Below are 12,602 nucleotides of genomic sequence, written 5' to 3' on the forward strand. Positions count from 1 at the left end.
ATGACCAAAATCGTCATCGACGACATCGAGGTCGACGTTCCGGCCGAATACACGGTCCTCCAGGCCTGCGAGGCGGCCGGTGTCGAGATCCCGCGCTTCTGCTTCCATGAGCGGCTCTCGATCGCCGGCAATTGCCGCATGTGCCTCGTCGAGGTGAAGGGCGGCCCGCCGAAGCCGCAGGCCTCCTGCGCCATCGGCGTGCGCGACCTGCGCCCGGGCCCGAACGGCGAGCCGCCGGTCGTCATGACCAAGTCGCCGATGGTCAAGAAGGCGCGCGAAGGGGTGATGGAGTTCCTGCTCATCAACCACCCGCTCGATTGCCCGATCTGCGACCAGGGCGGCGAATGCGACCTGCAGGACCAGGCGATGGCCTTCGGCACGGATTCGTCGCGTTTCGCCGAGAACAAGCGCGCGGTCGAGGACAAGTATATCGGCCCGCTGGTCAAGACCTTCATGACGCGCTGCATCCAGTGCACGCGCTGCGTCCGCTTCACCACCGAGGTCGCAGGCGCCTCCGATCTCGGCTCCATCGGCCGCGGCGAGGACATGGAGATCACCACCTATCTCGAACGGGCGATGTCGTCCGAATTGCAGGGCAACGTCGTCGACCTCTGCCCGGTCGGCGCGCTGACCTCGCGGCCCTACCAGAACAAGGCCCGGCCCTGGGAACTCTCCAAGACCGAATCGATCGACGTGATGGACGCGGTCGGCTCGGCCATCCGCGTCGATTCGCGCGGCAAGGAGGTGATGCGCATCCTGCCCCGCCTCAACGAGGCGGTGAACGAGGAGTGGATCTCCGACAAGACCCGCCACATCGTCGACGGCCTGCGCACGCAGCGCCTCGACCGGCCCTACATCCGCGAGAACGGCCGCCTGCGCCCCGCGAGCTGGAACGAAGCCCTCGCCGCCGTCGCGGCCAGGGTGAAGGCCGCGAAGCCTGAGAAGATCGGCGCCATCGCCGGCGATCTCGCCGCGGTCGAGGAGATGTTCGCGCTGAAGAGCCTGATCGGCTCGCTCGGCAGCGCCAATCTCGACGCCCGCCAGGACGGCACCAGGCTGCATCCGAAATTCGGCCGCGCGGCTTACGTGCTCAACGCCGGCATCGCCGGCATCGAGGAGGCGAGCTCGCTCCTGATCGTCGGCTCGAACCCGCGCCGCGAGGCGCCGATCCTGAACGCCCGCATCCGCAAGCGCTGGCTGCGCGGCGATTTCAAGGTCAGCGTCATCGGCGAGAAGGCCGACCTGACCTACACTTACGACCATCTCGGCGCCGGCCCCGAGACGCTGGCCGATCTCGTCAAATCGGCCGCTGCCGCCGGTGGCAAGCCGATGGTGCTGGTCGGGCAGGGCGCGCTCGCCCGCGCCGACGGCGAGGCCGTGCTCTCGCTCGCGGCCAAGGCGGCGCAGGCGCTCGGCGCCGTGGCCGAAGGCTGGAACGGTTTCGGCGTGATCCACACCGCCGCCGCCCGCGTCGGCGCGCTCGATCTCGGCTTCGTGCCGGGTGAGGGGGGCTTAAACGCCGCCGCGATGGTCCAGCCCGGCGCGCTCGATGTCCTCTTCCTGCTCGGCGCCGACGAGATCGAGGTGCCGGAAGGCGCCTTCGTCGTCTATCAGGGCACCCATGGCGACCGCGGCGCCCACCGCGCCGACGTGATCCTGCCGGGCGCGGCCTATACCGAGAAGTCCGGCACCTATGTGAACACCGAGGGCCGGGTGCAGATCGCCGACCGCGCCACCTTCCCGCCGGGCGATGCCCGCGACGACTGGGCGATCCTGCGCGCGCTCTCCGGCCACCTCGGCAAGGCGCTGCCCTTCGATTCGCTCTCGGGGCTGCGCCAGGCGCTCTACGAGGCGCATCCGCATTTCGCCGCGCTCGACGGCCGGCCGGCGAACGATGCGGCCGCGATCGGCGGCCTCGCCGGCCTCGGCGGCAAGACCGACAAGGCGGGCTTCACCTCGCCCGTCGCCGACTTCTATCAGACGAACCCGATCGCGCGCGCCTCCGCCGTGATGGCGGAATGCTCGGCGCTGGCCTCCGGCCGGCTCGTGCAGGCGGCGGAGTAAGCGGCTATGAACTGGGACCTCGTCCTCGATATCGCGATCATCCTCGGCAAGAGCCTGCTGCTCTTGGTCTGCCTCCTGGTCTTCATCGCCTATATCCTGCTCGCCGACCGCAAGATCTGGGCGGCGGTGCAGCTGCGCCGCGGCCCGAACGTGGTCGGTCCCTTCGGCCTGTTCCAGAGCTTCGCCGACCTGATGAAGTTCGCCTTCAAGGAGCCGATCATCCCGGCCGGCGCCAACAAGGGCATCTTCCTGCTGGCGCCGTTCATCTCCTGCCTGCTCGCGCTCGGCGCCTGGGCGGTGATCCCGGTGGCCGAAGGCTGGGCGATCGCCGACATCAATGTCGGCATCCTCTACATCCTCGCCATCTCCTCGCTCGGCGTCTACGGCATCATCATGGCCGGCTGGGCCTCGAACTCGAAATACCCGTTCATGAGCGCGCTGCGCTCGGCGGCGCAGATGGTGTCCTACGAGGTCTCGATCGGCTTCGTCATCGTGACCGTGCTGCTCTGCGTCGGCTCGCTCAACCTCTCGGCCGTGGTCGAGGCTCAAGCGAACCGGGGGCTGGCGCATGCGCTCGGCGTGCCGTGGCTCTCGATCCTGAACTGGTATTTCATCCCGCTCTTCCCGATGTTCGTGATCTTCTTCGTCTCGGCGCTGGCCGAGACGAACCGGCCGCCCTTCGACCTCGCAGAGGCGGAATCGGAGCTCGTGGCGGGCTTCATGGTCGAGTATTCCTCGACGCCGTACCTGCTGTTCATGCTCGGCGAATACGTGGCGATCATGACCATGTGCTCGATGACGGTGATCCTGTTCCTCGGCGGCTGGGCGGCGCCCATCGCGTTGCCGCCCTTCACCTGGCTGCCCGGCGTGTTCTGGTTCGCGCTCAAGGTCTGCCTGGTGTTCTTCATGTTCGCGCTGGTGAAGGCTTTCGTGCCGCGCTACCGCTACGACCAGCTGATGCGGCTCGGCTGGAAGGTCTTCCTGCCGCTCTCGATCGGCAGCGTGGTGATCGTGGCGCTGGTGTTGCAGGTGATGGGCTGGGGGCCGGTCGCCGGATGAATTGGGCCGGCCCGCTCGGCGCCGTGATCGGCTTCGCGCTGGGCCTGCTGGAATACCGGCTGGTCTCGGCCGTGGTGATCGGGGCGCTGAGGCGCACGGATCGCTCGGCGACGCAGGCCGAGAAAGAGGATTACGAGCGCCGCATCGGCATCCTGCGATGGGCGCTCATGGTGATGACGGTCGGTTTCATGCCGATCCTGGGTTTCGTGATCGGCCGGGCGCTGTTCGGCTGAGGATGTAAAGGACGAAGGCGATGTCACTCGCGCAAGCCGCAAGGGGCCTGCTGCTGAAGGAGTTCGTCGAGGCGATCAGCCTGTCGATGCGCTATTTCTTCAAGCCGAAGGCGACGCTGAACTATCCGTTCGAGAAGGGCCAGCTCTCGCCGCGCTTCCGTGGCGAGCATGCGTTGCGCCGCTATCCGAACGGCGAGGAGCGCTGCATCGCCTGCAAGCTGTGCGAGGCGATCTGCCCGGCTCAGGCCATCACCATCGAGGCAGGCCCCCGCCGCAACGACGGCACCCGCCGCACCACCCGCTACGACATCGACATGACCAAGTGCATCTATTGCGGCTTCTGCCAGGAGGCCTGCCCGGTCGATGCCATCGTCGAGGGGCCGAATTTCGAGTTCGCGACCGAGACCCGCGAGGAGCTGTTCTACGACAAGGACAAGCTGCTCGCGAACGGCGCACGCTGGGAACGCGAGATCGCGCGCAACATCGCGATGGATGCGCCGTATCGGTGATGCTTTCCGACCGCCTCCGGCGGTCATCCCGGGCGACCGCAGGGAGCCTTGGGATCCATGCCTGAACCTTTGCCGGGGGCGTTCCGGCATGGATCCCGGCTCCGCGCTTCGCTGCGGCCGGGATGATGGCGTGGAAACCGAATGAGACATGAGACCCGCCGTGCGGTTGTCCCGCCCGGCGGGCCTGATTATAGACGCTCCAGATTGCGGCGGGCTCCCGAGTCCCGGCGCAGGAACCAAACGAGGACCGCGCCGCAAGGGGGCGGGAAGGGCTGGCCGAGATGAATGCCGCAGCGGCTTTCTTCTATCTCTTCGCAGGGGTGACGGTTGCATCCGCCTTCATGGTGGTGACCGCGCGCAACCCCGTGCATTCGGTGCTGTTCCTGATCCTGGCCTTCGTCAACGCGGCCGGGCTCTTCGTGCTGCTCGGCGCCGAGTTCCTGGCGATGATGCTGGTCGTGGTCTATGTCGGCGCGGTCGCGGTGCTGTTCCTGTTCGTGGTGATGATGCTCGACGTCGATTTCGCCGAGATGCGCCAGGGCTTCCTGAACTACCTGCCGATCGGGGCGCTGATCGGCTTCGTCTTTGCGGTGGAGCTCCTGCTGGTCGTCGGCGTCTGGGTCATCGACCCCGGGCTCGTCAAGGCGCCGGTCGCCGCGATCCCGGCCAACGTCTCCAACACCGAGGCGCTCGGGCGCGTGCTCTACACGCAGTATGTCTATTACTTCCAGGCGGCGGGCCTCGTGCTGCTGGTCGCGATGATCGGCGCGATCGTGCTGACCTTGCGCGACCGGCACGGCATCAAGCGCCAGCATGTGCCCACCCAGAACGCCCGCACCAAGGACACGGCGATGGCGGTCGAGCAGGTGCCCTCGCGCGCCGGCGTTCCCGAGGAGATGGCGTGATGACGATCGGACTGGGCCATTACCTCGCCGTCGGCGCGATCCTGTTCACGCTCGGCGTGCTCGGCATCTTCATCAACCGCAAGAACGTCATCGTCATCCTGATGTCGCTCGAGCTGATCCTGCTCTCGGCAAACATCAACTTCGTCGCCTTCTCGAGCTTCCTGAACGACATCGTCGGCCAGGTCTTCGCCCTGTTCGTGCTGACCGTGGCGGCGGCGGAGGCCGCGATCGGGCTGGCCATCCTCGTCGTCTACTTCCGCAACCGCGGCTCGATCGCGGTGGAAGACATCAACATGATGAAAGGCTGAGCGCGGCCCCCGCGCCTGGACCTCACGACCATGTATCACGCGATCGTCTTCCTCCCCCTGATCGGCTTCCTGATCGCCGGCCTCTTCGGCCGGCTGATCGGCGCGCGCGGCTCCGAGATCGTCACGACCTCGCTGCTGATGGTCTCCGCCGTCCTCTCCTGGGTCGCCTTCGTCCAGGTCGGCTTCGGCGCCGGCACGACGCGCGTTCAGGTCGCGAGCTGGATTTCGTCGGGCGAATTGCAGGTCGACTGGGCCTTCCGCGTCGACACGCTGACCGCGGTGATGCTGGTCGTGGTCAACACGGTCTCCTCGCTCGTGCATCTCTATTCGATCGGCTACATGCACGAGGATCCGCACCGTCCGCGCTTCTTCGCCTATCTCTCGCTGTTCACCTTCGCCATGCTGATGCTGGTGACGGCGGACAACCTCGTCCAGATGTTCTTCGGCTGGGAAGGGGTGGGCCTCGCCTCCTATCTGCTGATCGGCTTCTGGTACCAGAAGCCCTCGGCCAATGCGGCGGCGATGAAGGCGTTCATCGTCAACCGCGTCGGCGATTTCGGCTTCTCGCTCGGCATCTTCCTGGTCTTCGTGCTGTTCGGCTCGGTCGGCTTCGACGCGATCTTCCCGCGTGTGGGCGAGCTTGCGGGCCAGGGCTTCCGCTTCCTCGGCTATGACTGGAACGCGCTGACGCTGACCTGCCTCTTGCTGTTCATGGGCGCCATGGGCAAGTCGGCGCAGTTCCTGCTCCACACCTGGCTGCCGGACGCGATGGAAGGCCCGACCCCGGTCTCGGCGCTGATCCATGCCGCGACCATGGTCACCGCCGGCGTCTTCATGCTGGCGCGCCTGTCGCCGATCTTCGAATACGCGCCGGTCGCGCTCACCGTCGTCGTCGCCATCGGCGCCACCACCGCCTTCTTCGCGGCGACGGTCGGCCTCGTGCAGAACGACATCAAGCGCGTCATCGCCTATTCGACCTGCTCGCAGCTCGGCTACATGTTCGTGGCGCTGGGCGTCGGCAATTACGGCGCCGGCATCTTCCACCTCTTCACCCACGCCTTCTTCAAGGCGCTGCTGTTCCTCGGCGCCGGCTCCGTCATCCACGCGATGCATCACGAGCAGGACATGCGCCATATGGGGGGCCTGAGGAAGCACATCCCGCTGACCGCAGCCGCGATGACGATCGGCACGCTGGCGCTGACCGGTTTCCCCGGCTTCGCCGGCTACTTCTCGAAGGACGCGATCATCGAGAGCGCCTATGCCTCGGTGGCGCATGGCGGCTTCGCCAGTTCCTACGCCTTCGTGCTGCTGGTCGCAGCCGCCTGCATGACCTCGTTCTATTCCTGGCGGCTCTATTTCATGACCTTCGAGGGCAAGCCGCGCTGGGGCCACGGCCATGATTCACACGGCCATGACGACCACGCTTACGACGATCACGGCCACGGCCACGGTCATGACCACACGCCGCACGAGAGCCCCTGGGTCATGCTGATCCCGCTCGCGGTGCTGGCGCTCGGCGCGGTCGCGGCCGGCTTCGTCTTCAAGGGCGCCTTCATCGGCGACGGTTTCGAGGCGTTCTGGAAGTCGGCCCTGTTCATGGGCAAGGACAACCACATCCTGCACGAGATGCATGAAGTGCCGGCATGGGTGGTCTGGTCGCCCTTCGTGGCGATGCTGCTCGGCTTCGTCCTCGCCTGGTACATGTATGTCCGCCGGCCGGACGTGCCCGGCAAGCTCGCCGCCGCCAACCCGATGCTGTACCAGTTCCTGCTCAACAAGTGGTATTTCGACGAGCTCTACGACTTCCTGTTCGTCAGGCCGGCGAAATGGCTCGGCCGCTTTCTGTGGAAGAAGGGCGACGGCCTCGTCATCGACGGCTTCGGCCCGGACGGCGTCTCGGCCCGTGTGGTCGACGTCACCAACCGGGTGGTCAGGCTGCAGACCGGCTATCTCTATCACTATGCCTTCGCCATGCTGATCGGCATCGCCGGTCTCGTGACCTGGTATCTCGTGGCGCGCGGGTGAGATGATGTTCGGTTTCGGTATCCTCGCCGGTCTCCTGATCCTGCCGCTGGTCGGCGCCGCCTTCATCCTGGCGCAGCGCGGCGACGAGGCTTCGGTCAACTCCAACGCCCGCTGGGCGGCGCTGATCACGACGGTGCTGACCTTCCTGCTCGCCTGCGTCGCCTGGGGGCGGTTCGACACGGCCAATCCCGGCTTCCAGATGGTCGAGACCCATGGCTGGATCTCGGATGCGATCCGCTTCAAGCTCGGCGTCGACGGCTTCTCCTTCCCCTTCGTCGTGCTGACGGCCTTCCTGATGCCGTTCTGCATCCTCGCTTCCTGGACCTCGGTCGAGAAGCGGGTGCGGGAATACATGGTCGCCTTCCTCGTGCTGGAGACGCTGATGATCGGCGTCTTCGCGGCGCTCGACCTCGTGCTGTTCTACCTGTTCTTCGAGGCGGGCCTGATCCCGATGTTCCTGATCATCGGCATCTGGGGCGGCAAAAGGCGCGTCTACGCCTCCTACAAGTTCTTCCTCTACACGCTGCTCGGCTCGGTCCTGATGCTGCTGGCGCTGATGGCGATGTACTGGAACGCCGGCACCACCGACATCCCGACGCTGCTCGCGCACAAGTTCCCCTCGCAGATGCAGCCCTGGCTGTGGCTCGCCTTCTTCGCCTCCTTCGCGGTGAAGATGCCGATGTGGCCGGTCCATACCTGGCTGCCCGACGCCCACGTCGAGGCGCCGACGGCGGGCTCCGTCGTGCTCGCCGCGATCCTCCTGAAGATGGGCGGCTACGGCTTCATCCGCTTCTCGATCCCGATGTTCCCGGAAGCCTCGGCGCTGTTCGCGCCGCTGGTCTTCGCGCTCTCCGTCATCGCCATCATCTACACCTCGCTGGTGGCGCTGATGCAGGAGGACATGAAGAAGCTGATCGCCTATTCCTCCGTCGCCCATATGGGCTTCGTGACGATGGGGCTGTTCACGCTGACCCCGCAGGGCATCCAGGGCGCGATGTACCAGATGGTCAGCCACGGGCTGGTCTCGGGCGCGCTCTTCCTCTGCGTCGGCGTGATCTACGACCGCATGCACACCCGCGAGATCGCCGCCTATGGCGGGCTGGTGAGCCGCATGCCGGCCTATGCCGTGGTCTTCATGGTCTTCACCATGGCCAATGTCGGCCTGCCCGGCACCTCGGGCTTCGTCGGCGAGTTCCTGACGTTGCTCGGCGCCTTCCGCGCCAATCCGTGGGTCGCGTTCTTCGCGACGTCGGGCGTCATCCTCTCGGCGGCCTATGCGCTCTGGCTCTACCGCCGGGTCGTCTTCGGCGAGCTCGAGAAGCCCGAGCTCAAGGACATCGAGGATCTGAACGGCCGCGAGGCGCTGATCCTGGTCCCGCTCGTCCTGCTGACGATCTGGTACGGCATCCAGCCGCACGCGATCCTCGACGCCTTCGCGGCGCCGACCGAGGCGCTCATCAAGAACTATCAGGCCGCGCTCACCGTCGCGAAGACGGCGCTGGCGGCCGCGCAGTAAGGTCTCGACATGGCTCTGCCCGCTCTCGGCCCGGCCCTGCCGGAAATCATCCTGGCCCTCGGCGCCATCGCCATGGTGCTGGTCGGCGCGATCCGCGGCGAGCGCGCGACGCGCCTGCTCGAGGGGCTGGCGCTCGCGCTCATGGCAATCGCGCTTGTGCTGGTGCTGTCGGGCGACGGGCGGGCCACGACCTTCAACGACGGTTTCATCGTTGACGGCTTCGCCCGCTTCATGAAGGTGCTGGCGCTGATCGGGGCGGCGGCCGCGATCCTGCTCGCCTGCGACCCGCTGCGCCGCGACGGCGTGATGCGCTTCGAATATCCGATCCTCGTCGTGCTGGCCACCGTCGGCATGATGATGATGATCTCGGCGAACGACCTGATCAGCCTCTATATCGGCATCGAGCTGCAGTCGCTGGCGCTCTACGTCGTCGCCGCCTTCGACCGGGACAACGCGAAATCGACGGAAGCCGGCCTGAAATACTTCATCCTCGGCACGCTCTCCTCCGGCATGCTGCTCTATGGCGGCTCGCTGGTCTACGGCTTCACCGGCACCGTCGCCTTCCCCGGCATCGCGGCCGCGACGCAAGGCGGCCATGCGGGGCTCGGCCTGATCTTCGGCATCGTCTTCATCGCCGGCGGCATCGTCTTCAAGATCTCGGTCGTGCCGTTCCACATGTGGACGCCGGACGTCTACGAGGGCGCGCCGACCCCGGTCGCGGCCTTTTTCGCCTCGGCGCCGAAGATGGCCGCCATGGCGATGGTGATCCGCGTCTTCGTCGGCGCCTTTCCGGGCGCGATCCACGACTGGCGCCAGATCATCGTCTTCGTCTCGATCGCCTCGATGGCGCTCGGCGCCTTCGCCGCGATCGGCCAGCGCAACATCAAGCGCCTGCTCGCCTATTCCTCGATCGCCAATATGGGCTTCGCGCTGGTCGGGCTCGCCGCCGGCACGCCCGCCGGCGTGCAGGGCGTGATGACCTATATGGCGGTCTATCTCGCGACCACGCTCGGTGCCTTCGCCTGCGTGCTGATGATGCGCCGCGACGGCAAGCCGGTCGAGGACATCGGCGAGCTCGCCGGGCTGTCGCGGACCAATCCCTGGATGGCCTTCGCCTATGCGATGATGATGTTCTCGCTCGCCGGCATCCCGCCGCTCGCCGGCTTCTGGGCGAAGTTCTACGTCTTCCTCGCCGCGATCGACGCCAAGCTCTACGTGCTCGCCGTGATCGGCGTGCTGACCAGCGTGGTCGGCGCCTATTACTATCTGCGCATCGTCAAGCTGATCTATTTCGACGATCCGAAGCCGGCCTTCGAGGCCTCGGACCTCGGCGTGCGCGGCGTGCTGCTGGTCTCGGCGATCTTCGTGGTGGCGCTGTCGCTCCTGCCCTCGCCGCTGTTCGACTCGGCGGCCGCGGCGGCCAAGTCGCTGTTCTGAGCTGAAGCCGCGTGCTCGGTGAGGCTGCCCGCGCCGCGGGCTATCGGCTGATCGTCCGTGACGAAGTCGGCTCCACCATGGCGGAGGCGCGGCGCGCGCTGGATCAGGGCGAGCCGGGCAGGCTCTGGATCGTCGCCCGCAGCCAGAATGCGGGCCGGGGACGCCACGGCCGGCAATGGGGCTCCCCGCCCGGCAATCTCTATGCGAGCCTCCTGCTGACCGATCCTTGCGAGCCGGCGCTGGCGCCGCAGCTCGGCTTCGTGGTGGGGCTTGCCCTGCACGATGCCGCTGCCGCGCTGCTCGGCCCGGCCGCATCGGGCCTGAAGCTGAAATGGCCGAACGACCTGCTGCTCGACCGCGCCAAGATCTCGGGCCTGCTGCTGGAAGGCGAGAGCCGGGCAGGGCGGCTCAACGTCATCGTCGGCTGCGGCGTCAACATCGCCTCCTGCCCGACGGACACGCCCTATCCGGCGACCTTCCTCAAGGCGGCGGCGCCGCAGGCCACGATCGAAGCGATGCTCGGCGGCCTCACCGACGCCTTCGCCCGGCGCTTCGCCATCTGGTCGCAACCGGGCGGCTTCGGCCCGATCCGCGCCGCCTGGCTGGAGCGTGCCGCCTTCCTCGGTGAGACGATCACCATCCGCCTGCCGGACGGCCCGCTCAGCGGCATCTTCGCCGGACTCGACCCCTCCGGGCGGCTCGAACTCGAGACCGGGACGGGCCGGCGCCTGATCGATGCCGGCGACCTGTTCTTCGGCCCGCCTCCCCAGGGCTGAACCGTCATTGCAATGACGGAGGCGCATGTCCCTATGGAGGCGTGCCGCTCGTCATGTTAGGGCTGCAACGCCCGCCGACCGCCAAGGATACCCCGTGACCCGCGCCTCCGACCAACTCGTCTTCGTTCCCCTCGGCGGCCTCGGCGAAATCGGCATGAACGCCGCCCTCTACGGCTTCGGGCCGGAGGGACGGCGCAAATGGATCCTGGTCGATTGCGGCCTGTCCTTCGCCGGGCCGGAGGCGCCGGGCGTCGATATCGTCCTGCCGGACCTGCGCTATATCGTCGAGGAGCGGGCGAATCTTCTCGGCATCGTCATCACCCACGCCCACGAGGACCATATCGGCGCGCTCGCCGCGCTCTGGCCCTCGTTGCGCGCGCCGGTGTATTGCACGCGCTTCGCCGCCGGCCTGCTCGCGACGCGCCGCCTCTCGGAGCCCGGCGCGCCCAATGTCGAGATCAACATCGTGCCGCAGGGCGGGCGGATCACGCTCGGCCCCTTCGACATCGAGTTCGTGCCCGTGGCGCATTCGATCCCCGAATCGAACGCGCTCGCGATCCGCACGCCTGTCGGCCTCGTCGTCCATAGTGGCGACTGGAAGATCGATCCGACGCCGCGCGTCGGCCTGCCCACCGACGAGAAGCGCCTGCGCGAGCTCGGCGACGAGGGCGTGCTGGCGCTGATCTGCGATTCGACCAACGTCATGCGCGACGGCACGAGTCCGAGCGAGGCCGATGTCGCCGCCAAGCTGAAGGAGCTGGTCGCCTCGGCGCCCGGCCGCGTCGCCGTCACCACCTTCGCCTCCAACGTCGCGCGGCTGCGCGCCGTGGCGGAAGCCGCGATGGCGAATGAGCGCGAGGTCGTCGTCGTCGGCCGCGCCATGGACCGCGTCATCGATGTGGCGCGCGAATGCGGCTATCTCGACGGCATACCCGCCTTCCGCCCGGTCGACGCCTATGGCTACCTGCCGCGCGACAAGGTGGTGGCGCTGGTGACGGGCAGCCAGGGCGAGCCGCGCGCCGCGCTCTCGCGCATCGCCGCCGACGATCATCCCGAGATCGCGCTCTCGCCCGGCGACCGCGTGATCTTCTCCTCGCGCACCATTCCCGGCAACGAGAAATCGGTCGGCAACATCCTGAACGCGCTGGCGCGCGACAACATCGAGATCATCACCGACCGCACCCATCTGGTCCACGTCTCCGGTCATCCCCGCCGCGAGGAGCTGGCAAGGCTCTATGGCTGGCTGAAGCCGCGGATCGCGATCCCCGCCCATGGCGAGGATCTGCATCTGGCCGAGCACGAAAGCTTCGCCCGCAGCCTCGGCGTCAAGCATGTGCTGCGCGCCGGCAATGGCGACGTGGTCGCGATCGCGGCCGAGGGCGCGCGCAAGGTCGACGAGGCGCCCCATGGCCGGCTCTACCAGGACGGCTCGCTCCTGGTGAATGCGCTGGAGAAGACGATTCAGGAGCGCCGCCGGCTCTCCTTCGCCGGCATCGTCTCGATCGCGGTCGCGGTCGACGCGAAGGGCGCCATCGCCGGCGAGCCCGAGATCGCCGTGCTCGGCCTGCCGCCCAGGACCCGCGACGGCAGCGCTTTCGACGAATATGTCGCCGATACGCTCGCCGACCTCATCGACAACATCCCCAAGGCCCGCCGCCGCGATCCCGAGGCGCTGCGCAACGCGCTGGAGCGCGGCATCCGCAGCGCGGTCAACGAGGAGTGGGGCAAGAAGCCGCTGGTGCACGCGCTGGTGATTGAGGTGTAAGGCTA

Annotated in this window: 11 protein-coding genes; all 11 read left to right on the top strand. The window is 67.4% G+C overall.

Going from position 1 to position 12,602, the window contains the following annotated elements; translation table 11 throughout:
- The 11 genes from nuoG (at window position 1) to M9917_RS19615 (ending at window position 12,597) form a co-directional block, all read left to right on the top strand.
- Entirely contained in the window at window positions 1-2,064 is a 2,064-nt protein-coding gene (gene nuoG / locus M9917_RS19565; RefSeq protein ID WP_297256515.1) for an NADH-quinone oxidoreductase subunit NuoG, read from the top strand.
- A gap of 6 nt (window positions 2,065-2,070) precedes the next feature.
- Window positions 2,071-3,123, top strand: coding sequence for an NADH-quinone oxidoreductase subunit NuoH (nuoH, locus tag M9917_RS19570; RefSeq protein ID WP_297256517.1), 1,053 nt, complete (start codon window positions 2,071-2,073; stop codon window positions 3,121-3,123).
- On the top strand, window positions 3,120-3,356 hold the full coding sequence (locus tag M9917_RS19575) for a hypothetical protein (protein WP_297256519.1): 237 nt from the start codon (window positions 3,120-3,122) through the stop codon (window positions 3,354-3,356). Before nuoH ends, M9917_RS19575 begins: the two co-directional genes overlap by 4 nt.
- Window positions 3,357-3,376: 20 nt before the next feature.
- Window positions 3,377-3,865, top strand: a complete 489-nt coding sequence (gene nuoI / locus M9917_RS19580; protein ID WP_297256521.1) for an NADH-quinone oxidoreductase subunit NuoI — start codon at window positions 3,377-3,379, stop codon at window positions 3,863-3,865.
- Between the two features lie 281 nt (window positions 3,866-4,146).
- Entirely contained in the window at window positions 4,147-4,770 is a 624-nt protein-coding gene (locus M9917_RS19585) for an NADH-quinone oxidoreductase subunit J (RefSeq protein WP_297256523.1), read from the top strand.
- Window positions 4,770-5,078 (top strand): NADH-quinone oxidoreductase subunit NuoK, encoded by a 309-nt coding sequence (gene nuoK / locus M9917_RS19590; protein ID WP_297256524.1) that lies wholly within the window; start codon window positions 4,770-4,772, stop codon window positions 5,076-5,078. The genes M9917_RS19585 and nuoK overlap by 1 nt, the downstream gene beginning before the upstream one ends.
- 30 nt (window positions 5,079-5,108) lie before the next feature.
- Window positions 5,109-7,103 (top strand): NADH-quinone oxidoreductase subunit L, encoded by a 1,995-nt coding sequence (gene nuoL / locus M9917_RS19595; protein WP_297256526.1) that lies wholly within the window; start codon window positions 5,109-5,111, stop codon window positions 7,101-7,103.
- A 4-nt stretch (window positions 7,104-7,107) separates the two neighbouring features.
- Window positions 7,108-8,619, top strand: coding sequence for an NADH-quinone oxidoreductase subunit M (locus tag M9917_RS19600; RefSeq protein ID WP_297256528.1), 1,512 nt, complete (start codon window positions 7,108-7,110; stop codon window positions 8,617-8,619).
- 9 nt (window positions 8,620-8,628) lie between these two features.
- A complete protein-coding gene (gene nuoN, locus M9917_RS19605; RefSeq protein ID WP_297256530.1) occupies window positions 8,629-10,056 on the top strand; it encodes an NADH-quinone oxidoreductase subunit NuoN in 1,428 nt (475 codons plus the stop codon).
- Between the two features lie 11 nt (window positions 10,057-10,067).
- A complete protein-coding gene (locus tag M9917_RS19610; RefSeq protein WP_297256532.1) occupies window positions 10,068-10,832 on the top strand; it encodes a biotin--[acetyl-CoA-carboxylase] ligase in 765 nt (254 codons plus the stop codon).
- A 94-nt stretch (window positions 10,833-10,926) separates the two neighbouring features.
- Window positions 10,927-12,597, top strand: coding sequence for a ribonuclease J (locus M9917_RS19615; RefSeq protein ID WP_297256534.1), 1,671 nt, complete (start codon window positions 10,927-10,929; stop codon window positions 12,595-12,597).
- The last annotated feature ends 5 nt before the right edge of the window (window positions 12,598-12,602 follow it).

The sequence above is a fragment of the Bosea sp. (in: a-proteobacteria) genome (assembly GCF_023953965.1).
Taxonomy (GTDB): Bacteria; Pseudomonadota; Alphaproteobacteria; order Rhizobiales; family Beijerinckiaceae; genus Allobosea.